At 45.9% G+C, this 22,675-nt stretch carries 24 protein-coding genes, 2 tRNA genes and 3 rRNA genes; 2 read left to right on the top strand and 27 right to left on the bottom strand.

The genetic code is table 11. The annotated features are described in order from the left end of the window. Positions 1 to 29 precede the first annotated feature (29 nt). The 7 genes from MHB64_RS27605 to MHB64_RS27635 form a co-directional block, all read right to left on the bottom strand. Positions 30 to 2,958, bottom strand: a 23S ribosomal RNA gene (locus MHB64_RS27605). A gap of 240 nt (positions 2,959 to 3,198) precedes the next feature. Further along, positions 3,199 to 3,274, bottom strand: a tRNA-Ala gene (locus tag MHB64_RS27610). A gap of 20 nt (positions 3,275 to 3,294) precedes the next feature. Next, positions 3,295 to 3,371, bottom strand: a tRNA-Ile gene (locus tag MHB64_RS27615). A gap of 36 nt (positions 3,372 to 3,407) precedes the next feature. Continuing rightward, positions 3,408 to 3,524 (bottom strand): 5S ribosomal RNA (gene rrf, locus MHB64_RS27620). 124 nt (positions 3,525 to 3,648) lie between these two features. After that, positions 3,649 to 5,206: ribosomal RNA gene (locus MHB64_RS27625) — 16S ribosomal RNA — on the bottom strand. Together the 16S, 23S and 5S rRNA genes with 2 tRNA genes alongside form the textbook arrangement of a ribosomal RNA operon. 358 nt (positions 5,207 to 5,564) lie before the next feature. Then, positions 5,565 to 5,795: a hypothetical protein gene (locus tag MHB64_RS27630; RefSeq protein WP_036680631.1), complete on the bottom strand. Its 231-nt coding sequence runs from the start codon at positions 5,793 to 5,795 to the stop codon at positions 5,565 to 5,567. A 252-nt stretch (positions 5,796 to 6,047) separates the two neighbouring features. Beyond that, positions 6,048 to 6,656 carry a stage II sporulation protein M gene (locus MHB64_RS27635; protein WP_373455862.1) on the bottom strand — a complete coding sequence of 203 codons (609 nt, stop codon included), beginning with the start codon at positions 6,654 to 6,656 and terminating at the stop codon, positions 6,048 to 6,050. Between the two features lie 111 nt (positions 6,657 to 6,767). On the opposite strand from MHB64_RS27635, the gene pdaB reads away from it, so the two are divergent. Then, a complete protein-coding gene (pdaB, locus tag MHB64_RS27640; protein ID WP_094871885.1) occupies positions 6,768 to 7,571 on the top strand; it encodes a polysaccharide deacetylase family sporulation protein PdaB in 804 nt (267 codons plus the stop codon). A gap of 51 nt (positions 7,572 to 7,622) precedes the next feature. On the opposite strand, the gene MHB64_RS27645 is transcribed toward pdaB, so the two are convergent. Further along, positions 7,623 to 8,444 carry a PPK2 family polyphosphate kinase gene (locus tag MHB64_RS27645; protein ID WP_042192144.1) on the bottom strand — a complete coding sequence of 274 codons (822 nt, stop codon included), beginning with the start codon at positions 8,442 to 8,444 and terminating at the stop codon, positions 7,623 to 7,625. 215 nt (positions 8,445 to 8,659) lie between these two features. Then, positions 8,660 to 9,250, bottom strand: a complete 591-nt coding sequence (locus MHB64_RS27650) for a KinB-signaling pathway activation protein (RefSeq protein WP_042132517.1) — start codon at positions 9,248 to 9,250, stop codon at positions 8,660 to 8,662. A gap of 129 nt (positions 9,251 to 9,379) precedes the next feature. Here MHB64_RS27650 and gerD point away from each other — a divergent pair, with 129 nt between their 5' ends. Continuing rightward, positions 9,380 to 10,060: a spore germination lipoprotein GerD gene (gerD, locus tag MHB64_RS27655; RefSeq protein ID WP_280788969.1), complete on the top strand. Its 681-nt coding sequence runs from the start codon at positions 9,380 to 9,382 to the stop codon at positions 10,058 to 10,060. 58 nt (positions 10,061 to 10,118) lie between these two features. Here gerD and MHB64_RS27660 read toward each other — a convergent pair whose 3' ends face one another. The 18 genes from MHB64_RS27660 to rplO form a co-directional block, all read right to left on the bottom strand. Continuing rightward, a complete protein-coding gene (locus MHB64_RS27660) occupies positions 10,119 to 11,219 on the bottom strand; it encodes an Mrp/NBP35 family ATP-binding protein (protein WP_094877198.1) in 1,101 nt (366 codons plus the stop codon). 90 nt (positions 11,220 to 11,309) lie between these two features. Continuing rightward, complete coding sequence (gene cwlD, locus MHB64_RS27665; RefSeq protein ID WP_094871880.1) at positions 11,310 to 12,050, bottom strand: N-acetylmuramoyl-L-alanine amidase CwlD; 741 nt, start codon at positions 12,048 to 12,050, stop codon at positions 11,310 to 11,312. A 78-nt stretch (positions 12,051 to 12,128) separates the two neighbouring features. Next, complete coding sequence (sat, locus tag MHB64_RS27670; RefSeq protein WP_341135812.1) at positions 12,129 to 13,298, bottom strand: sulfate adenylyltransferase; 1,170 nt, start codon at positions 13,296 to 13,298, stop codon at positions 12,129 to 12,131. Between the two features lie 37 nt (positions 13,299 to 13,335). Next, on the bottom strand, positions 13,336 to 14,028 hold the full coding sequence (locus tag MHB64_RS27675) for a phosphoadenylyl-sulfate reductase (RefSeq protein ID WP_094871877.1): 693 nt from the start codon (positions 14,026 to 14,028) through the stop codon (positions 13,336 to 13,338). Positions 14,029 to 14,262: 234 nt separating this feature from the next. Next, entirely contained in the window at positions 14,263 to 14,655 is a 393-nt protein-coding gene (rpsI, locus tag MHB64_RS27680; RefSeq protein WP_025706574.1) for a 30S ribosomal protein S9, read from the bottom strand. A 20-nt stretch (positions 14,656 to 14,675) separates the two neighbouring features. Continuing rightward, the gene (gene rplM / locus MHB64_RS27685; RefSeq protein ID WP_036680589.1) at positions 14,676 to 15,113 is read right to left on the bottom strand and encodes a 50S ribosomal protein L13; all 438 of its coding nucleotides are present in this window, start codon (positions 15,111 to 15,113) and stop codon (positions 14,676 to 14,678) included. A gap of 216 nt (positions 15,114 to 15,329) precedes the next feature. After that, the gene (gene truA / locus MHB64_RS27690; protein WP_341135813.1) at positions 15,330 to 16,124 is read right to left on the bottom strand and encodes a tRNA pseudouridine(38-40) synthase TruA; all 795 of its coding nucleotides are present in this window, start codon (positions 16,122 to 16,124) and stop codon (positions 15,330 to 15,332) included. A gap of 299 nt (positions 16,125 to 16,423) precedes the next feature. Then, positions 16,424 to 16,789, bottom strand: coding sequence for a 50S ribosomal protein L17 (gene rplQ / locus MHB64_RS27695; protein WP_019908254.1), 366 nt, complete (start codon positions 16,787 to 16,789; stop codon positions 16,424 to 16,426). A 34-nt stretch (positions 16,790 to 16,823) separates the two neighbouring features. Further along, the gene (locus MHB64_RS27700) at positions 16,824 to 17,768 is read right to left on the bottom strand and encodes a DNA-directed RNA polymerase subunit alpha (RefSeq protein ID WP_036680585.1); all 945 of its coding nucleotides are present in this window, start codon (positions 17,766 to 17,768) and stop codon (positions 16,824 to 16,826) included. 130 nt (positions 17,769 to 17,898) lie between these two features. Then, positions 17,899 to 18,294 carry a 30S ribosomal protein S11 gene (gene rpsK / locus MHB64_RS27705; protein WP_019908251.1) on the bottom strand — a complete coding sequence of 132 codons (396 nt, stop codon included), beginning with the start codon at positions 18,292 to 18,294 and terminating at the stop codon, positions 17,899 to 17,901. A 19-nt stretch (positions 18,295 to 18,313) separates the two neighbouring features. Then, on the bottom strand, positions 18,314 to 18,682 hold the full coding sequence (rpsM, locus tag MHB64_RS27710; RefSeq protein ID WP_036680583.1) for a 30S ribosomal protein S13: 369 nt from the start codon (positions 18,680 to 18,682) through the stop codon (positions 18,314 to 18,316). A gap of 19 nt (positions 18,683 to 18,701) precedes the next feature. Beyond that, positions 18,702 to 18,815, bottom strand: coding sequence for a 50S ribosomal protein L36 (rpmJ, locus tag MHB64_RS27715; protein WP_003322638.1), 114 nt, complete (start codon positions 18,813 to 18,815; stop codon positions 18,702 to 18,704). A gap of 53 nt (positions 18,816 to 18,868) precedes the next feature. Then, on the bottom strand, positions 18,869 to 19,084 hold the full coding sequence (gene infA / locus MHB64_RS27720; RefSeq protein WP_036652996.1) for a translation initiation factor IF-1: 216 nt from the start codon (positions 19,082 to 19,084) through the stop codon (positions 18,869 to 18,871). A gap of 2 nt (positions 19,085 to 19,086) precedes the next feature. After that, positions 19,087 to 19,395: a KOW domain-containing RNA-binding protein gene (locus tag MHB64_RS27725; protein ID WP_042131215.1), complete on the bottom strand. Its 309-nt coding sequence runs from the start codon at positions 19,393 to 19,395 to the stop codon at positions 19,087 to 19,089. 11 nt (positions 19,396 to 19,406) lie between these two features. Further along, entirely contained in the window at positions 19,407 to 20,159 is a 753-nt protein-coding gene (map, locus tag MHB64_RS27730) for a type I methionyl aminopeptidase (RefSeq protein WP_042192159.1), read from the bottom strand. A 4-nt stretch (positions 20,160 to 20,163) separates the two neighbouring features. Then, positions 20,164 to 20,808 carry an adenylate kinase gene (locus MHB64_RS27735; RefSeq protein WP_094871874.1) on the bottom strand — a complete coding sequence of 215 codons (645 nt, stop codon included), beginning with the start codon at positions 20,806 to 20,808 and terminating at the stop codon, positions 20,164 to 20,166. 96 nt (positions 20,809 to 20,904) lie between these two features. Then, positions 20,905 to 22,203 carry a preprotein translocase subunit SecY gene (gene secY / locus MHB64_RS27740; protein WP_042131218.1) on the bottom strand — a complete coding sequence of 433 codons (1,299 nt, stop codon included), beginning with the start codon at positions 22,201 to 22,203 and terminating at the stop codon, positions 20,905 to 20,907. After that, the gene (gene rplO, locus MHB64_RS27745; protein WP_036680569.1) at positions 22,203 to 22,643 is read right to left on the bottom strand and encodes a 50S ribosomal protein L15; all 441 of its coding nucleotides are present in this window, start codon (positions 22,641 to 22,643) and stop codon (positions 22,203 to 22,205) included. The genes secY and rplO overlap by 1 nt, the downstream gene beginning before the upstream one ends. Between the last annotated feature and the right edge of the window lie 32 nt (positions 22,644 to 22,675).

Here is a 22,675-nt window from a genome sequence, read left to right on the forward strand (position 1 = left end):
GAATCCGAATTGAATTTGCGTCTTAAATATAGGATAAGCCCTCGACCGATTAGTATTGGTCAGCTCCATGCATTACTGCACTTCCACCTCCAACCTATCTACCTCGTCGTCTTCAAGGGGTCTTACTAATTGGGAAATCTCATCTTGAGGGGGGCTTCACGCTTAGATGCTTTCAGCGCTTATCCCGTCCGTACGTAGCTACTCAGCCATGCTCCTGGCGGAACAACTGATGCACCAGCGGTACGTCCATCCCGGTCCTCTCGTACTAAGGACAGCTCCTCTCAAATTTCCTGCGCCCACGACAGATAGGGACCGAACTGTCTCACGACGTTCTGAACCCAGCTCGCGTACCGCTTTAATGGGCGAACAGCCCAACCCTTGGGACCTACTTCAGCCCCAGGATGCGATGAGCCGACATCGAGGTGCCAAACCTCCCCGTCGATGTGGACTCTTGGGGGAGATAAGCCTGTTATCCCCAGGGTAGCTTTTATCCGTTGAGCGATGGCCCTTCCATGCGGTACCACCGGATCACTAAGTCCGACTTTCGTCCCTGCTCGACTTGTAGGTCTCGCAGTCAAGCTCCCTTATGCCTTTGCACTCTTCGAATGATTTCCAACCATTCTGAGGGAACCTTGGAACGCCTCCGTTACTCTTTAGGAGGCGACCGCCCCAGTCAAACTGCCCGCCTGACACGGTCCCCGTACCGGATTACGGTACTAGGTTAGAACCTAGATACGATCAGGGTGGTATCCCAACGGCGCCTCCACCGAAGCTTGCGCTCCGATTTCTACGGCTCCCACCTATCCTGTACAGATCGTACCCAAATTCAATATCAAGCTGCAGTAAAGCTCCATGGGGTCTTTCCGTCTTGTCGCGGGTAACCTGCATCTTCACAGGTATTAAAATTTCACCGGATCTCTCGTTGAGACAGCGCCCAAGTCGTTACGCCATTCGTGCGGGTCAGAATTTACCTGACAAGGAATTTCGCTACCTTAGGACCGTTATAGTTACGGCCGCCGTTTACTGGGGCTTCGGTTCATAGCTTCGGGTTACCCCTAACCACTCCCCTTAACCTTCCAGCACCGGGCAGGCGTCAGCCCGTATACTTCGCCTTGCGGCTTCGCACAGACCTGTGTTTTTGCTAAACAGTCGCTTGGGCCTTTTCACTGCGGCCCCCTCGTGCTATTCACACTACCGGGGCACCCCTTCTCCCGAAGTTACGGGGTCATTTTGCCGAGTTCCTTAACGAGAGTTCTTCCGCGCGCCTTAGAATTCTCTTCTCGCCTACCTGTGTCGGTTTGCGGTACGGGCACCTTCTCCTGGCTAGAGGCTTTTCTTGGCAGTGTGAGATCATGACCTTCGCTACTGTAATTTTCGCTCCCCATCACAGCCCAGCCTTAACGATGTGCGGATTTGCCTACACATCAGCCTCACTGCTTAGACGGACATATCCATCAGTCCGCGTCACTACCCTCCTGCGTCACCCCATCGCTCATAGCGGATTACGGTGGTACAGTAATTTCAAACTGTTGTCCTTCGACTACGCCTTTCGGCCTCGCCTTAGGTCCCGACTTACCCTGAGCGGACGAGCCTTCCTCAGGAAACCTTGGGCTTTCGGCGGATCAGATTCTCACTGATCTTTTCGTTACTCATACCGGCATTCTCACTTGTATGCTGTCCAGCGCTCCTTACGGTACACCTTCAACCCACATACAACGCTCCCCTACCCCAGATACATACGTATCTAGCCATAGCTTCGGTGGTGTGTTTAGCCCCGTTACATTTTCGGCGCAGAGTCACTCGACCAGTGAGCTATTACGCACTCTTTCAATGGTGGCTGCTTCTAAGCCAACATCCTGGTTGTCTGTGCAACTCCACATCCTTTCCCACTTAACACACACTTGGGGACCTTAGCTGATGGTCTGGGCTGTTTCCCTTTTGACAATGGATCTTAGCACTCACTGTCTGACTCCCGGCAATAAGTATATGGCATTCGGAGTTTGACTGAGCTTGGTAATCCTTGCGGACCCCGCACCCAATCAGTGCTCTACCTCCACTACTCTTATACCGAGGCTAGCCCTAAAGCTATTTCGGGGAGAACCAGCTATCTCCGAGTTCGATTGGAATTTCTCCGCTACCCCCACCTCATCCCCGCATTTTTCAACATGCGTGGGTTCGGGCCTCCAGTGCGTGTTACCGCACCTTCACCCTGGACAGGGGTAGATCACACGGTTTCGGGTCTACGTCCACATACTAAATCGCCCTATTCAGACTCGCTTTCGCTGCGGCTCCGTCTTCTCGACTTAACCTTGCATGTTAAACGTAACTCGCCGGTTCATTCTACAAAAGGCACGCCATCACCCATTAATAGGGCTCTGACTTTTTGTAAGCACACGGTTTCAGGTTCTATTTCACTCCCCTTCCGGGGTGCTTTTCACCTTTCCCTCACGGTACTGTTTCACTATCGGTCGCCAGGTAGTATTTAGCCTTAGCAGATGGTCCTGCTGGATTCATACGGGGTTTCACGTGCCCCGCACTACTCGGGATCCGTCTCGGAGAGAACACAGTTTAGGCTACAGGGCTTTTACCTCTATCGCGGGCCTTTCCAGACCTCTTCGCCTACCATATTCCTTTGTAACTCCATGTGAGACGTCCCACAACCCCTAAGAGCAAGCTCTTAGGTTTAGGCTGTTCCGCGTTCGCTCGCCGCTACTGACGGAATCACTATTGTTTTCTCTTCCTCAGGGTACTTAGATGTTTCAGTTCCCCTGGTCTGCCTCTACATCTCCTATGTGTTCAGAGATGAGTAACTGCGAATTACCACAGCTGGGTTTCCCCATTCGGACACCCCCGGATCAAAGCTTGCTTACAGCTCCCCGAGGCAGTTTCGTTGTTCGCCACGTCCTTCGTCGGCTCCTGGCGCCTAGGCATCCTCCGTGTGCTCTTATTAGCTTAACCAATCGCTCTGGTTATTGGCTTATTCGCTCATCTTGTTTTAAACAGCGCTCTCGAATAAATCCGTTCGCATTTCTATTTAAAGCCAAAAGTCGCTTACAATCCAAAACCTTCGCTCAGCATCACTATTAATTCTTCACTTGTTTACACAAGTTTAGCTTAAAAGATGTTCTAAAACGCAAATTCGTTTCGGTATCCAGTTTTCAAGGATCAATGTTTAAAGAAGGTATTAAATTAAAATTATGGTGGAGCCAAGCGGGATCGAACCGCTGACCTCCTGCTTGCAAGGCAGGCGCTCTCCCAGCTGAGCTATGGCCCCATAAAAGATATAAAGTTATATGGTGGGCCTTGGTGGACTCGAACCACCGACCTCACCCTTATCAGAGGTGCGCTCTAACCAACTGAGCTAAAAGCCCATATAACATTGTGAATCAACCAAAGAATGGTTGTCCGCTTGGCGGCGTCCTACTCTCCCAGGACCCTTCGGTCCAAGTACCATCGGCGCTGGAGGGCTTAACGGTCGTGTTCGGGATGGGTACGTGTGGAACCCCTCCGCTATCGCCACCAAACGTATATGAAAGAGACTTACTCTTTCAAAACTGAACACGAGTGAGTGTTCGAACCCGAAGGTTCTATTGTGGAAGCTTAGCTTCCGATTTGAATGTCTTCATTGCAGAAGACGATTCTCCATAGAAAGGAGGTGATCCAGCCGCACCTTCCGATACGGCTACCTTGTTACGACTTCACCCCAATCATCTACCCCACCTTCGGCGGCTGGCTCCCTTGCGGGTTACCCCACCGACTTCGGGTGTTGTAAACTCTCGTGGTGTGACGGGCGGTGTGTACAAGACCCGGGAACGTATTCACCGCGGCATGCTGATCCGCGATTACTAGCAATTCCGACTTCATGCAGGCGAGTTGCAGCCTGCAATCCGAACTGAGACCGGCTTTGATGGGATTGGCTTCACCTCGCGGCTTCGCTTCCCGTTGTACCGGCCATTGTAGTACGTGTGTAGCCCAGGTCATAAGGGGCATGATGATTTGACGTCATCCCCACCTTCCTCCGGTTTGTCACCGGCAGTCACTCTAGAGTGCCCAACTTTACTTGCTGGCAACTAAAGTTAAGGGTTGCGCTCGTTGCGGGACTTAACCCAACATCTCACGACACGAGCTGACGACAACCATGCACCACCTGTCTCCTCTGTCCCGAAGGCCGCCACTATCTCTAGTGGATTCAGAGGGATGTCAAGACCTGGTAAGGTTCTTCGCGTTGCTTCGAATTAAACCACATACTCCACTGCTTGTGCGGGTCCCCGTCAATTCCTTTGAGTTTCAGTCTTGCGACCGTACTCCCCAGGCGGAGTGCTTACTGTGTTAACTTCGGCACCAAGGGTATCGAAACCCCTAACACCTAGCACTCATCGTTTACGGCGTGGACTACCAGGGTATCTAATCCTGTTTGCTCCCCACGCTTTCGCGCCTCAGCGTCAGTTACAGCCCAGAAAGTCGCCTTCGCCACTGGTGTTCCTCCACATATCTACGCATTTCACCGCTACACGTGGAATTCCACTTTCCTCTTCTGTACTCAAGTCACCCAGTTTCCAGTGCGACCTCAGGTTGAGCCCAAGGTTTAAACACCAGACTTAAATGACCGCCTGCGCGCGCTTTACGCCCAATAATTCCGGACAACGCTTGCCCCCTACGTATTACCGCGGCTGCTGGCACGTAGTTAGCCGGGGCTTTCTTCTCAGGTACCGTCACTCCGGTAGCAGTTACTCTACCGGACGTTCTTCCCTGGCAACAGAGCTTTACGATCCGAAAACCTTCATCACTCACGCGGCGTTGCTCCGTCAGACTTTCGTCCATTGCGGAAGATTCCCTACTGCTGCCTCCCGTAGGAGTCTGGGCCGTGTCTCAGTCCCAGTGTGGCCGTTCACCCTCTCAGGTCGGCTACGCATCGTCGCCTTGGTGGGCCGTTACCCCACCAACTAGCTAATGCGCCGCAGGCCCATCCCTCAGTGACAGATTGCTCCGTCTTTCATTCTTTCTTCAGGAGAAAAAAGAAATTATCCGGTATTAGCTACCGTTTCCGGTAGTTATCCCAGTCTAAGGGGCAGGTTGCCTACGTGTTACTCACCCGTCCGCCGCTAAGTTATTTTGAAAGCAAGCTTTCAAAATAACTCCGCTCGACTTGCATGTATTAGGCACGCCGCCAGCGTTCGTCCTGAGCCAGGATCAAACTCTCCAATTAGTATTGAAAAGAGCGATATGCTCATTTTGAAACATCTGACGAGAAAATTAATTCTCTAATTTTGGATTTCACTTTCGTGATTTCCCACTCACTCGTTGTTCAGTTTTCAAAGATCAATGTCTCTCATTTCGTCGTCGTTGTTTGTCAGCGGCGACCTTTATAATATATCACAGTGTTTCATTGTTTGGCAAGTCTTTTTTTTGAAAAAGTTTTTTTCAATTTTTCTTGCCTTTCGCTTCCCTTTTACACAAGCAAAAGGAGCGCGAGATATAATTTATCACGAGCACTCCTTTTTAGTCAAGCTATTTTATTAAAAAATCTTAAATTCATATAAGACTCTTGCATTTACCGCCTATCCTTAGTGTTTATACTGAGAAGAACGTCCACCCCACGCATACTTGGAAAGTTCTTTCTGAGGAGCAAAACGAGCATACATACGAAATACAGTCTTATATCTATTGGCGATGGCATGCCTGATATTTTGGTCCAAGCGCTGATCGCTCAAATCTAACAGCATCTCATCAAGTTCTTTCCGCAAAACATAATCCAGTTCCTTGCATTCTTTTTCGTTGAACAACATTCCCAACATATGCTTGGCCTCCTTCATGAAGTTGCAAGTAACACATTCACTAAAACCCAAAACCCCTTGTACATAATTAGTTAGTCCATCTCATGGAGAAAGCTGCCTTAAGATCCTACTACACTAGATTAACCGGAGTACTCTTTTTATAACCATAATTATTAAAAATTCCCTTTATGGTTTCTCCACGATTATATACTTCTGACCTTTAGGCAATCCTTGGATGAATGGTTTTAATGGTATGCTCCATTCCCGGAAGTTTTATGATAAAAGCGAAAAAGTAATTGTACTTTCAATGATGGCAGCTACAAATAACAGGATTACTGTCCAAATAGATGCTGTAAGTGTTTGACGCATGAATGAAGTCCAGTCTACACCTCTGTTCTCTTTTTTAGTGGATGAGCTAAATATACTTGAAAGTACTTTCCCACCGAACTGAAGTCCAAATGCACAAGCAATAATGATCGCTGGAATCTCTATAATCCCATGTGGCAGCAGTCCTTTTACTATTAGTTCGAACAAATCCTGTCCTTGCAGTGCTGATAAATGAATCAGATAGCCGATAACCGCTCCGTTAATAAATAAGAATATGGCTGGCAGTATACCGAACAACGCTCCTAAAAATATGATAAGAACACCCTTGATGCTGTTATTCAAAAATATAAATACAAAGAAGCTCCATTGCGGATTAGAAGAATCTCTAAGGCTGCCACTGATTTCACTGAGCCCCTCTAATTGCTGAACCAATAGCTTCTCCAGACTGCTAGTAGCTACCCACCCTACAACAGCTCCTACTGCGAAGAGCAGACAGGATAGCAATAAAGCCTTCCGGATTGTTTTTAGATCTTTAATAAACGTGAAGAACGACAACATAAATACCCTCCTGAAATAGTGATCTCTGTTTCTTAGGTCATAACCTTGCGGTACGAGCATACATTTAGAACAAACAAGCATTTCGCATGGGAGAGGAGCGCTGTCATTATGAATTCTTTTTATGTATTCAGCGGCAAAAAGATTAAACGATTCATCTATATCTTCGCCGCTGTGCTTCTTGCTGCTGGAGTTGTCTATGTCGAGAGGGGAAACATAACCGTTTTTTCTGAATCCGGACCTTCCGCGATCTACAGTGTACCCACAGAGAAGAAGCTGATTGCCCTGACCTTCGATATTAGCTGGGGGGAGAAAAGACCCGAACCAATTTTGAAGGTACTTGAAGACAAGAAAGTGGACAAAGCCACCTTCTTCCTGTCTTCACCATGGAGTAAAACTCACCCAGACATTGTAACTAACATCAAAAATGCAGGTTTTGAAATTGGAAGTCATGGTCATAAACACGTCAATTACAGCACACTAAGCAACGAAGAAATTCGTACACAGATCTCAACGGCTCACACCGTACTTACCGAATTAACCGGCACTGAACCCAATTTGATTCGTATGCCTAATGGTGATTTTGACAAAAGAGTCCTTCAGGTTGCCAGCGATCTCGGTTACAAGGTCATTCAATGGGATACAGACTCCCTGGACTGGAAGAACATCGGCGTAGACAATATCGTGAAGCGTGTAACGACAAAAGCGCATCCAGGTGATATTGTCCTTCTACATGCCAGTGATTCCTGTAAACAAACACATGAAGCACTTCCACTCATTATCGATGAGCTCCGCAGACAAGGTTATGAATTCGTTACCGTCTCTGAGCTGATCAGTCAAAGCAACGCCGAAGGTAAAGAAGTTCGCGACTCAGCTTCACTCAGTAATGCCGTTGAGGACGCAGCTGGGCTGTAAAAACACATTTCAATCTCTGGTGCCGTAATGGATGTTGATCTGACCAAAGGATTAATGACGTGGAGAGATGAGTTCCGATATGTCTGGTGTGGGGGTATTCAGCTTCGGATAGCTCAGATCCAGACTCTCCAGTGTCTTTACAACGATGGATAAGGTCAAATAGTTGCGGTACCATTGATGATTGGCGGGTATCCAGTACCAGGGTGCTTTATCTATGCTAGATTCCTTGAAAACATCTTCATATGCTTCTTGGTAATCATCCCAATACTCCCGCTCCTGGAGATCACTTGCATCGAATTTCCAATGTTTTTTGGGATCTTCAAGGCGTTCTTTAATCTTCTTTAGCTGCTTCTCTTTAGAAATATGCAGAAAAAGCTTGATAATTGTCGTCCCCTCTTCCACCAGCATTTCCTCGAACTGCCGTATGTAACGAAAGCGACGCTTCAAGTCATCCTTTTTTAACCCTCCGTGTACCCGCGGTACCAATACATCTTCATAATGCGAGCGGTTAAATGCAGAGATATATCCCTTAGGGGGTGTCTTCTGATGAACTCTCCATAGAAAATCATGAGCCTCTTCCTCTAGAGATGGTTTCTTAAAGCTGGTAACTATAAATCCTTGCGGATTAATGCCTGAAAAAATATGCTTAACTGTGCCATCCTTACCGCTGGAGTCCATTCCTTGCAGAATAACAAGCAGCGAATGCTTTTTCTGAGCAAACAAAATATCTTGGAGCTCTGCCAAACGTGCTTTAAGCTCTTCTGTTTTAGCTTCCACTTCTTTTTTGGATTTAAAAACACCTGTGTCATCCGGATCCAGCTTGTTAAGCCGGATTTCTTTTGTGTCTTTTATCATATAGCGCTTGATGTCCATATATTCCCCTCCTAAAAGTTTTGTGAGCGTTACTACACTTGTGTTACTTCGTACAAAACTCACTTCGGAAGCATCTACTTAGTTTTGTGAGCGTATCGTTCTTTAAGATTAACCTCTACAATCAGATTTTAATCGTTAAGCTTCCGTTAGAGCAAAAAACCCCGTCTTCTGAAATCAGAGCACGGGGGTTCATTGTTTAGTGCCTTTCCCATTCATTATCCGGCTGCCGGCTTCAGAATACGGTGTAGCATCAAAATTTGGAATGCATTACAAGCGATAAGCGGAACAACAATAAATACCGTTGCACTATCAACACCTATACGGAGTACGCCAATAACTTCCACAATTGAAATAGCTGTCATAAAAAAGAGGGTTGGAATCAAAGCTGAGATGTTTGTACTTTTTACTTTGAAATAAGACACTATAATAGCTGCTAGCAAAATAACGATTCCTAATATTAGATCAGACATAACATTTCTTTCCCCGCCAACGACGGTACGCAAAAAAATCAGTTCAAGCAATGCGAGTACAGAAAGCACTAGTTGTATGTATTTCCAAACCTTTTGTGGAAAAACTCCGTTGCCCATATAATTCAAAATCAAATAGGCAAAAAAACCAAGTTGCGAATAAACGCTTACAAGCATACCGTAGCCAAGCAGAATCAGCGGGTATAAAAAGAAATCCCCGACACTTTTGAAATCAATCTTACCATTTACGAATTGTAGTGCCAAACCAGCGATTACAGCCCCACCCGCTCCAATAAGAAGGGTAGTCCAAAATAAATGAAACCATTTTTTTATACTCAGCCAATTCACCTCCTCTTGTCAGATTTATTTTACCAAGGATACCGACAAAACGCCATTACACCCACAACATAAATGTGCTCTAATGCGGCATAATACATCAAGAGAATCCTATAAAGGAGGGCAGCGCCAATGAAATGGAGATTTATCGGATCTGTGGGTTTGGCATTGAGCTTTGTTATGGCCTTAACGGCTTGCGGAAGTGAGCAGAGCAGTTCTTCTTCCGGACAAGGCAGTTATAAAGAAACGAAGACCATGGTTTTAGATATATTGAAAAGCGATGAGGGTAAAAAAGCAGTTGAGGAATCATTATCAAGCTCCAGCTCTGGCGGTACCAGTGGAATGAGCATGAAGATGATGCCACTTCAAACAACAGAGGAAATTAAGACCGCTGTAAAGGATACTCTCACTGCGCCGGAATATCAGAAGGAGATCGAGAAAATAATGAAGGATCCAAAGTTCGCAGGTGACTTTGCTAAAGCCATTCAATCGCAAAGCAAGGAACTACACCTGCAGCTAATAAAGGATCCAACTTATCAGAAATCAGTCGAAGAAATTATGAAATCTCCAGAAATGATGACCATGTTTCTAAATCTCACCAAAACACCGGATTACCGAAAACAATCCATGAAAACCATTCAGGAATCTATGCAAACCCCTTTATTCCGTATGGAGGTATTAAATTTACTTAAAAAAGTCGTACAAGAAGAACTTGAACCAAAAGAGAAAAAAGAAAAAGGCAGCGAAGGTGGCGACAAGCAGGACAGCAGTGGCGGCGGTGGCGGCGGTAGCGGCGATGATTCAAGCTCTTAAAAAAGAGGCCTTATCCCACTAACAACGTGTGGGATGGCCTCTTTTTCATGTACAAGAATTAGTGCTCATATTTTGAAATAAGTTTATCCGCAATTTCTGCAAATAATATGCCTGTTGGTGTCTCTTCTTTGTATACAGAAGGTGAAAAATCCGGTTCCGAAATATGGTTGTCCGGCGCACCTAACGGCACTTGTGCAAGCAGCTCCGTATGAAGCGTCTCGGCAAGCCTCGCTCCTCCACCTCTGCCAAAGATATAATCTTTCTTACCACAGTCAGTACACTCATAATAAGCCATATTCTCAATGACTCCAATAATCTCATGATCTGTCTGCAGAGCCATAGAGCCCGCTCTAGCCGCCACAAACGCCGCGGTAGCGTGTGGTGTTGTAACTATAATCTCTTTGCTGTGAGGCAGCATCTGATGCACGTCAAGTGCCACATCACCAGTACCTGGGGGCAGATCAAGCAGCATATAATCAAGTTCACCCCACCCGACATCATTAAAGAACTGGCGAAGCATTTTGCCAAGCATAGGTCCCCGCCAAATTACTGGACTATTCTCACGGATAAAGAAACCCATAGACATGACCTTCACTCCGAAACGTTCCACAGGAATAATCGTTCCTTCTTCAACAACAGGCCCCTCTTCGATACCCATCATATCAGGAATGCTAAAACCATAAATATCGGCATCGATAAGACCAACTTTTTTCCCTTTTCTCGCAAGGGCTACGGCTAAATTCACCGTTACAGTTGATTTACCAACCCCACCTTTACCGCTGGCCACGGCAATAAAGTTCACACCAGAGCTCTCGCTAATTAATTCATGGCCATCAAGGCCTGCAGCATGTCCCTTAAGTTTCCCAGGCTCATCAACTTCCTCAGTGCTTTCACCACGAAGTATAGCACGTTCATAATCGGTTGCATCACGAAGCCGGATATGTACATTAGAAGCCCCACCCGCTTCAAGCAATTCACGAACCTGTTGTTCTAGATCCATGCGACTTTGCTCTTCAGGATTCAGACATACGATAGATAAAGAAATACGATCTTCTTTAATCATAATGTCACGAATCAGCTGTAGTTCCACAAGGCTTTTTCCAGTTTCCGAGTCTGTTAATGGCTGCAGTATTTCCTGAATCTGTTCCTTAGTCAACATGGAAAGCACCTCTGTTTCCTTTCCGGATGAGAAATTCTCCGGAGTTTTTGTCTATTATAGCATTACCTGTCTCCCCATGAGTAGTCCTGACTATTCGGAGGCGTAACGAAGAATGCCACGATAAATGCTAGTCGCAACCTTCCGCTGATAAACATCATTTCCGAGTAGAGCGGATTCCTGTGGGTGTGATAAGAATCCTACTTCTACAAGTACTGCTGGTATTTTCAATGCTTTTAGCAGATATACAGTATTCACTGTCTTAGCCACACGATCGGTGTTCTCCAGCGTAGTCTTCAGCTCACTCTGCACAAACTCTGCAATGGCTTTATTATCCTTATGGTTGGGGTAGTAAAAGGTTTGTGCACCGCTCCAACGATTTGAAGGGACACTGTTCATGTGAACGCTTATAAAAAGGTCTGCGCCTTTCTCTTCGATGCTTCTTACTCTTTGTTTAAGATCTTCCGTCTTACGCTTAGAATAGCCCTTAGTGCCTTCTTGAGCCAAATCATAATCACCCTCACGAGTCATTACTACAATAGCCCCTGCCTGCTGCAGATAATCACGCAAATAAAGCGATACCGCGAGATTAATATCTTTCTCAATTAGCCCTTCCCGGCTAACCGCTCCTCCATCAGCTCCACCATGTCCCGCATCGAGAGCAATAACTTTTCCTGACAAGGGCAGACTCCAATAATTTAGTGTTTTAGCGGTAGGCATGTCATACGCTATAATTCCGATCATTATAGCTAGCAGTACCACGCCAAGCATACTTTTTTTGATACTGCTCCATGAAATCCAGACCGAGACCTTATTGTTCTTCCGGCCAGACATAACAAAGACCCCCTCGTCCCGATAGATAATACTCATCTATATGGGACAAGGAGGTCAAATAGTACTAGCTAATGAGGATTACGCGGTTACTTCTTGTGTCATGCCTTCAATTAGAATCTGTGCAACCTCAGGCCGTGTGAATTCTGGCGGAGGACATTGGCCATCACGGAGCAAAGCCCGTACCTTTGTACCCGACAATGTCATGTGATCGTCACTAGGATGCGGGCAAGTTTTACTGGATGCCATATTCCCGCATTTTTTACAGAAGAAGCTATGTTCAAAAAATAATGGAGTAATATCAAGTTCTTCCGCACTAAAATTAGAAAAAATATCCTGTGCCTCATAAGTGCCATAATAATCACCTACGCCAGCATGGTCACGACCGACGATGAAATGGGTACAGCCGTAATTTTTGCGAACCATGGCATGGAAAATTGCTTCTCTAGGGCCTGCATAACGCATTGCCGCCGGAAAAACACCAAGGAAGGTACGATCCTCAGGATAATAGTTCTCCAAAAGCGCCAGATAGCTCTTCATCCGCACATTTGCCGGTACATCATCTGACTTCGTCTCACCAACAAGTGGATTTAGGAATAGAGCGTCTACAACCTCCATAGCGCACTTTTGAATGTACTCGTGAGCTCGGTGGACTGGATTACGTGTTTGGAAGCCTACAACCGTTCTCCAGCCCTTTTCAGCAAATATCTTCCGCGTATCCGCAGGATCAAAATAAAATTCACCGAACTTCTCTGGCTGTGGGCGGTTCAAGACTGTAATCGGTCCTCCAACATAAGTTACAGGACGCGCCAACAGCTTACTCACACCTGGATGTTCAGGGTCTGTTGTTTTGAAGACATTTTGTGCTTCAATCGTTTGATCTACAGTATAAATACTCTCAATATCCAATAAACCGTAAATCTCACCATCATCCTCACCGATTAGAGAAACTTTATCCCCAATGGATAAACCGGCAGCCACAACATCTTCTACAGCCAGTGTTATTGGAATGCTCCACACTGTGCCATCCGCTAATCGCATGTTTGTTACTACTGAATGATAGTCTTGCTCATTTAAAAAGCCAGTGAGGGGCGAAAATGCACCAACAGCTATAAGATCCAAATCAGATAAGGTCCAGGTATTCAAGGCAATTGCCTTGCTGTCACGTGCGAGATTCAGCAATTCTTCTCTTTCAGTACCCTCTGCTACACGGTTAACCAAAGTTCCGCCATGCGGACGTATTGAAGTCATCTTAGTCTCTCCTTCTATGTTCCCTCAGGGATATGTCTTACTTGTGCAATCCGCACTCTGTCTTCTCTGATCCAGACCAACGTCCAGCACGCGGATCTTCACCTGGCATAACCTGACGTGTACATTGCTCACAGCCGATACTTGGATAGTTACGGTCATGTAGAGGATTATAGATTACGTCATTTTCACGAATATAGTTCCATACATCTTCTGTCGTCCAATCCGCAATCGGATTAAACTTCACTAACCCAAATTTATAATCATACTCGACCTTTTTAGCATTAGCACGGGTAGGCGCTTGATCACGGCGAATTCCAGTAATCCAAGCCTCGTATTGAGATAATATACGAGTCAGTGGTTCAACTTTACGAATTCCACAACATTGGTTAGGGTCAACTGTCCATAACGCATCACCGTATTGAAGTGCTTGCTCCTGCGTTGTGAGCTGTGGAGACACACGTACAAACTCTAATCCGTATTTGTCTGCCATCAAATCTCTGGTTTCGTAGGTTTCCTTAAAATGATAATCTGTATCGAGATAAAAGACATCAGTAGATGGACTAACTTTGTGAAGCATATCAACAAGCACTACATCTTCGGCACCAAAGCTGCAGGCAAAAGTAATATTAGGAAAGGTTTCTACAGCCCAGCGGATAATTTCTTCGGGTGAAGCACTCTCTAATTCTTCGGCCTTTATTCTGATCAAATCTTCCTTCTCGAGCAAGTTCATTAAGGTATTCCTCCATCCAAAATATTAATCGTATGAATAAATGAGGTAAAAGAAGTAATAAAACCAACTATTTCTATATGAAATAGTATATAACTTTTACTGAGGAAGTCAATGAATTTCAATCTTCAAAATCAGTAAATAGATGCTAAAAAAGCCCATTTCTTGTTTGAAAGGGGCTGGAAAGAAAATAAAACCCTCGACCATATAGGCCAAGGGTTGAATTCTTGATAAATATTAACGTTTCGAGAACTGAGGCGCACGACGTGCAGCCTTCAAGCCGTATTTCTTACGTTCCTTCATACGAGGGTCACGAGTTAGGAAGCCGGCTTTCTTAAGTGCACCGCGATATTCAGGGTCAACTTTAAGCAATGCACGGGAGATACCGTGACGAATTGCTCCAGCTTGACCGGAAATGCCGCCACCATGTGCAAGAACGATTACATCGTAGTTGCCTAGTGTTTCAGTCAGGTTCAAAGGTTGTTTTACGATCATTTTCAGTGTTTCCACACCAAAATATTCGTCCATCTCACGTTTGTTAATGACAATGCGTCCTTCACCCGGTACAAGGCGAACACGTGCTACCGAATGTTTACGACGACCTGTCCCATAGTATTGTACTTGTGCCATGAAACTGTCCTCCTCTATTCTTATCCGCGAAGTTCGTAAACTTCAGGTTTTTGTGCTGCATGTGGATGCTCGGCGCCTGCATATACTTTCAATCTCAGCTTCATGTGGTCCCCTTGACGAGTCTTAGGAATCATACCATGAACAGCGAATTCAATTACGCGTTCTGGTTTAGTGTTAAGCAGAGTTTCAGCATTAGTAACTTTCAAGCCACCTGGGTGCATCGAGTGACGGTAGTATTTCTTGTTTTGCAATTTCTTACCGGTCAAGTGAATTTTCTCAGCGTTGATTACGATAACGAAATCTCCTGTATCAACGTGTGGAGTGAATTGCGGTTTGTGTTTGCCACGGATCAAAGCAGCGGCTTCGCTGGCCAAACGACCAAGTGTTTTGCCTTCGGCATCAATAATGTGCCAATTGCGTTCAACTTCGTTCGGCTTCGCCATATAGGTGGTACGCATGAATGTTTCCTCCTTGTTCTCGTACGAAAATCTTCTGTTTCGTATATCTTGTTTCTCATTGAATTACAATTATGTGAGTTAAGCAAAGCATTTTTTGGCATTTCCTTGATCGGGGCTGTGGGATAGCCATCAAGAAAACACAACTTTTATATTACAGTATAAACATAACAAGTGCAAGTGATTTTTAGACATTCAGCCTATTATTTAGGAAGAAATTTATAGAAAAAAAGATTCACTTTCAGACTCGTCATATTCTACACTCCACAAAGCCAACCCCTTGGCCATAGCTGTCGGTCCAGCAGCAGAACGATCACATGCCGCCAATATCTCAGCAACATGATCAGCATCTATTTTACCTTCCCCCACATGGATCAAAGTCCCCATAATAATACGAACCATATGCTGAAGAAATCCACTACCTGTTATATAAGTTTGGATCACTCCCTGATCTAATGAAGAGGGTCGGCACATACTGCGGTCTACTTCCATATGAGCTTCAAAGACCGTTCGTATATGAGAGGCTTTAGTAGACCTCCGTGAAGCAAACGAGGTGAAGTCATGTGTCCCTACAATATGCGTTAAGCCTTGCTGCATCGCAGGAATGTCCAACCTCACCGGATGGTGAAGCTGCCAGCGCCGCTGAAACGGATCTGGAAACCTGTTGCCGTTAATCGTGTATCGGTAAGTTTTACGCTTAGCTCCTCTACGAGAGTGAAACGACAGCGGTACTTCCCTAGCCTCAGTAACCACGATATCTTGTGGCAGCCGGGCATTAAGCGCCAGACACCAACGTTCAAGTGGGATTCGAGAGGAGGTCGTAAAGTTAAAAGGCTGACCGTAGGCGTGTACTCCGGCATCTGTGCGGCCAGAAGCAGTAATTTTTAGCTCCTCACCTGTCAGATGGAGTATCGCTTGCTCCAGCCGATCTTGAATCGTATTGCCCTGAGGCTGGGTCTGAAAGCCATCATAATTTGTTCCGTCATAATTGACCTTCATCAATAGATTACGCATTCCGTTCTCCTTTTTAAACCGTTCAGCAGAAACGTCGATCGAAGCACTGTCTGATCTTATTCAAGAGGAAGAAATGGCTTTGCCGTCCCTAGAAGGACGGCATCCATTACACTTCACTCCATTACTTCAAAAAAAAGAGCCCCTGCGGGAGCTCCTTCAATTGAACCAAGGTGATTCCCACGGTTATTGGTACAGCAGAGTCTTGCGCCTCTGCAGCACAATAACGCTGATATTTCCCCCATCTTTACTCCAAAGAGGGCCGGATGAAAGGGAATCATCGGAAATCATTACTTGTGATACTACGCGCGGTCTACCAATTCAAGATAGACCATAGGCGCAGCGTCGCCACGGCGAGGTCCGAGTTTCAGGATACGAGTGTATCCACCTGGACGCTCAGTGTAACGAGGAGCGATGTCAGAGAACAATTTTTGAATTGCATCTTGTTCACCATCAACAGTCTCGCGGCGAACAAATGCAGCTACTTGACGACGAGCATGAAGATCACCTTTTTTAGCTTTAGTGATCAACTTTTCAGCGATGGAACGAACTTCCTTCGCCTTAGCTTCCGTTGTTTGGATGCGCTCGTATAAAAACAGATCCGTTACCATGTCGCGAAATAACGCTTTACGCGCACTGGAATCACGGCCCAATTTTTGGTATGCCATTGTGTTTTCCCTCCTTTACTGTAACAATCTGTAGCTATTCTTCTGTACGGAGTCCCAAACCAAGTTCCTCAAGCTTCTCCTGAACTTCTTCCAAAGATTTACGACCAAGGTTACGCACCTTCATCATATCTTCTTCAGTCTTCGTGGTAAGCTCTTGTACGGTATTAATACCAGCACGTTTGAGGCAGTTGTAGGAGCGGACAGAAAGATCAAGCTCTTCGATTGTCATCTCTAGCACTTTTTCTTTTTTGTCTTCTTCTTTTTCAACCATAATTTCGGCGTCTTTCGCTTCGTCCGTAAGACCTACGAACAGTACGAGGTGCTCGTTCAAAATTTTGGCTCCGAGGCTTACAGCCTCTTCCGGTCTAATACTGCCATCTGTCCAAATTTCAAGCGTCAATTTGTCGTAGTTGGTCACTTGACCAACACGTGTATTGTCTATGCCGTAGTTAACGCGTGAAATAGGAGTGTAGATGGAGTCAACCGGGATAACGCCAATTGGCTGATCGTCGCGTTTGTTCCGGTCCGCTTGGACGTAGCCGCGACCACGGCCTGCAAAAATACGCATGTGAAGTCTCGCACCAGGTCCCAGCGTTGCAATGTGAAGATCCGGGTTGAGGATCTCAACATCGCTGTCCGCACGGATATCACCTGCGGTAACGATGCCTTCCCCTTCGGCATCAATCTCAAACACTTTTTCCTCGTCTGAATGAATCTTCAGGGACAAGGCTTTAAGGTTAAGAATGATCTCCGTCACATCTTCCATTACGCCTGGAACGGTCGAGAACTCATGCAGAACGCCGTCAATTTGGACCGAAGTCACTGCGGCTCCTGGAAGCGAAGAAAGCAATATCCGGCGAAGTGAATTCCCCAGAGTCGTGCCATACCCACGTTCCAACGGTTCAACTACGAATTTCCCATAGGTACCTTCATCATTAGCTTCTACGGTCTCAATCTTCGGCTTTTCGATTTCTATCACGAGTTTACCCCTCCTTCAACGTCGCTCCTATATGAAACTGTCACCCCATCAGGTGCATCATGTAGTATGCCTAAACACCTATTATTAGCAGATGCGTCAGAATTATACCACATTTACAATACTGATTTCACTATACGCGACGACGTTTCGGCGGACGGCATCCATTGTGAGGAACCGGAGTTACGTCTTTAATAAGGTTAACTTCAAGCCCTGCAGCTTGAAGGGAACGGATGGCTGCTTCGCGGCCCGCGCCCGGTCCTTTAACCATAACCTCAACCGATTTCATGCCGTGCTCCATAGCTGCTTTAGCTGCTGATTCAGCTGCCATTTGCGCTGCGAATGGAGTCGACTTACGGGAACCTTTAAATCCTTGGCCGCCGGAGCTTGCCCAGGAAATTGCATTTCCGTGAGGATCTGTGATGGTAACGATGGTGTTATTGAACGTGGAACGAATATGTGCCACGCCGGATTCGATATTTTTACGGTCGCGACGTTTGGTACGTACGACTTTTTTCGGTTTAGCCATTGTCTCTTATCCCCCCTTATTATTTCTTCTTGTTTGCTACCGTACGACGCGGGCCTTTCCGGGTACGGGCATTGGTTTTAGTACGTTGACCGCGAACAGGCAATCCACGACGGTGACGAACACCGCGGTAACAGCCGATCTCAGTAAGACGTTTAATATTCAAGGAAATTTCACGACGCAGGTCACCTTCAACCTTAACCGTTTTGTCGATCGTTTCACGCAGTTTGCTGACTTCATCTTCCGTCAAATCACGGACACGTGTATTAGCGCTAATGCCTGTTTCATTAAGAATTTTCTGAGAAGTCGTTTTACCGATTCCGAAAATATAAGTCAAGGCGATCTCAACGCGTTTGTCACGTGGCAAATCCACTCCAGCTATACGAGCCATTTTACGCTACACCCCCTTCTTAACCTTGTTTTTGTTTGTGTTTCGGATTTTCGCAAATCACCATAACAGTCCCTTTGCGGCGGATTACTTTACATTTCTCGCAAATGGGCTTTACAGAAGGTCTTACCTTCATGTTAATTACCTCCTCAAAGTTTTGCGAAGCAAAACTTTTTTCGTAGTTCCCATCTATTTACGGTAAGTTATACGACCTTTTGATAAATCATAAGGCGATAACTGCACGACCACTTTGTCTCCGGTCAAAATACGGATAAAGTGCATCCGCAATTTACCGGATACATGGGCAAGTATTTGATGACCGTTCTCAAGCTCAACCTTAAACGTTGCATTTGGCAACGGTTCAAGGACAGTACCTTCTACTTCAATGACATCTTCCTTAGCCACAGTTAGTCTCCTTTCTCATCAGCACTTATTCCGGTGGGTCCAGCATACTTCATGACTGCGTAACGCAGCTTTCCGTTTGTTACCCGCCCAGTTTCTTCCAAACTGTTCACAACCTCACTGCTGATGAAGGGTATGAGCTCAAGATGAAGAATATTCTTCTTCTTTGGCCCATCAAACTTACGTTTGTCTCCATCTGCAATGTATACAAATCTGCTATCAACAACTGCGATAACAACGGCTGCCTCTCCGGCATCTTTACCTTTGAGAATTCTCACTAATTGACCAACCTGCGGGCTGCTCACAGTATTCAAGTGGAGATCACCTACGCATTCAGTTTTGTGAAAATTTCCATGCCGTCCGGAGTAACTGCTACTGTATGCTCAAAGTGAGCACATAGTGAGCCATCCACCGTAACGACAGTCCAGTTATCTTCCAGCGTTCTGACATGTCTCTTTCCTACGTTTACCATCGGCTCAATCGCGAGTACCATACCCGGTTTCAGACGTGGTCCGCGGTCCGCTATGCCATAATTCGGAATTTGCGGTTCTTCATGCAGTTTTGCCCCAATACCATGACCAACATACTCACGTACGACTGAGAAACCAGCCTCTTCGATGTATTGCTGGATAGCATGGGAGATTGTAAACAAGCGCACATCCGGCTTAACTAACGCCAGTCCCGCGTACAAGGAGCCTTCCGTAACGTCCAGCAAACGCTGAGCCTCTTCGGAAATGCTGCCCACACCGTAGGTCCAGGCGGAATCACCGTGATAACCGCGGTACTCTGCACCGATATCCAGCGTTACAATATCGCCTTCGATCAGTTTGCGTTTACCTGGAAATCCATGCACTAATTGTTCGTTGACTGAAGCGCAAATGCTGGCAGGAAAACCGTTGTAGCCTTTGAAAGACGGCACAGCACCTTGACTGCGAATGTATTGATCGGCGATTCTGTCGAGATCGCCCGTTGTAATGCCAGGCTCAATGGCCTCAGCAATAAGACGGTGACTCTCGGCAACAATTCGACCAGCTTCCCTCATAAAGGCAAGTTCCTGTTCGGATTTACAAATGATCATTACATTAACCCCGCAATAAAGATACGATTTCAGAAGAAACGACATTGATTTCGTTTTCCCCATTTACCTGACGCAAAAGACCTTTATTATCATAAAACGCAAGCAGCGGCGCTGTCTTATTATCATACTCATCCAGACGCTTGCCTACACTATCTTCATTGTCATCCGGACGTTGATACAATTCACCGCCATCAATGTCGCAAATGCCATCTTGCTTCGGCGGGTTGAAGATTAAATGGTAGGATGCTCCGCAAACTGTGCAGATACGACGTCCAGTAAGACGCGCCATCAACAGTCCACGGTCAACATTCAAGTTGATGACATGATCCAAAGAAGTATTCAAACGGCTTAGAATTTCATCCAGCGCTTCCGCTTGCGAAAGAGTTCTTGGAAAACCATCCAATAGAAAACCTTTTTCGCAATCGGACTGCTGCAGCCGTTCTTCAACTATACCAATGGTCACATCATCTGGTACAAGCAAACCTTGATCAATAAATGATTTAGCCTTCAATCCTACTGGAGTCTCTTGTTTGATTGCCAAACGGAAAGCATCTCCTGTCGAAATATGCGGAATGCCAAATTCTTTAATGATCTCTGCCGCTTGTGTTCCCTTGCCTGCCCCAGGAGGGCCCATGAATAAAATGTTCACGATTTCTCTCTCCCCCCAAAAGTTCGCCACCAAGCAAGAAACAGCACAATAGGTGCCGGGAAGAATAAAAACTTACGCTTCACCGGAACCTATCGCCTATTTATTGATGAAGCCTTTGTAATGGCGTTTGATCAATTGGCTCTCGATCTGCTTCATAGTATCCAATGCCACACCGATTACGATCAGCAGTGATGTACCGCCAATTCGAACTTCTTTAGGCAATCCGGATAAAGCACCGAAGAACATCGGCAATACAGAGATCAAAGCCAGGAACAATGCGCCAGACATAGTCAGACGAGACATTACTCTAGTCAAATATTTCTCAGTAGCTTTACCAGGACGGATACCTGGAATGTAACCACCATTCTTCTTCATGTTATCAGCCATCTGCTGAGGATTCATCTGCACGAACGTATAGAAGAACGTGAAACCGATGATCATCACTACATACAGAAGCATACCAAGTGGTGCATCAGTTGCCAAGTACTTGGCAATCCATTGAGCCCAGGCATGTGTTGACCAGAAACTGGAGAGAACAACTGGGAACTGAAGCAGTGATACGGCGAAGATAACCGGAATTACACCTGCCGCATTAATTTTCAGCGGAATGTGCGTATTCTGTCCACCGTACATTTTGTTGCCGACTACGCGTTTAGCGTATTGAACAGGAATCTTCCGAATACCTTGCTGTACGAAGATAACTGCTGTAATAATCGCTACAATCACAATCAGCACAATAACGACTTTAAGAATATTCAGGAACACTTGATCCGGCTGAATAAAGCTTGAGTTAGCCGTACTCGTGATATATCCCGGGATAGCGGCGACGATTCCCGCAAAAATCAGGATCGAAATCCCGTTCCCGATTCCCTTTTCGGTAATCTGTTCACCAAGCCACATCAGGAAAGAAGTACCAGCCGTCAAGATAATGGCAACCAGTAAGTAGTCAGCAAATGTCGCATTCGGCATCATTTGAGTTCCATAAATCCGGTTAAACCCTATCGACGTAGCAAAACCTTGGATCAGGGCCAAAATCACAGTACCATAACGAGTGATTTGCGCTAGTTGTTTTTTACCGTGCTCCCCTTGTTTAGCCCATTCAGCAAACTTAGGAACAACATCCATCGACAGCAATTGCACGATGATGGATGCTGTAATGTACGGATAAATACTGATCGCAAATATCGAGAAGTTTTTGAGCGCTCCGCCCGAGAAGGTGTTCAAAAGTCCCATCAAAGCGTCACCGCTTTGATTTGCTGTTTCCAGTACATCTTTGTTCACACCAGGAACCGGTACAAACGAACCGATACGGTAGATAATCAGAATGAACAAGGTAAACAGGATCTTTTTGCGCAAATCTTCCACATGCCAGATATTCTTAAGCGTCTTGAACATTAGATCACCTCGGTTTTACCGCCGGCAGCCTCGATTTTCTCTACCGCAGATTGAGAGAACTTATTTGCTTGTACAGTCAATTTAACGGTTAACTCACCATTGCCGAGAATCTTAATGCCGCTTTTGGAATTCTTGACAACACCAGTTTCAAGCAACAACTGCGGAGTCACTTCTGTTCCTTCTGCAAAGCTATTCAGATCTTCAAGGTTCACAATCGCATACTCTTTACGGGTAGGATTGACGAAACCACGTTTAGGCAGACGACGATAGAGCGGATTTTGTCCACCCTCGAAGCCCGGACGAACACCACCGCCAGAACGTGAGTTTTGACCTTTGTGACCGCGACCGGAAGTTTTACCATTTCCGCTACTTGGTCCACGACCAACGCGATTGCGTTCTTTTCGGGAACCAGGAGCTGGAGCAAGTTCATGTAACTTCATCGTTTGCACCTCCTTATGTTTGTTAATTTATG

Source organism: Paenibacillus sp. FSL K6-2859, from assembly GCF_038008265.1.
Taxonomy (GTDB): domain Bacteria; phylum Bacillota; class Bacilli; order Paenibacillales; family Paenibacillaceae; genus Paenibacillus_AQ; species Paenibacillus_AQ nitricinens.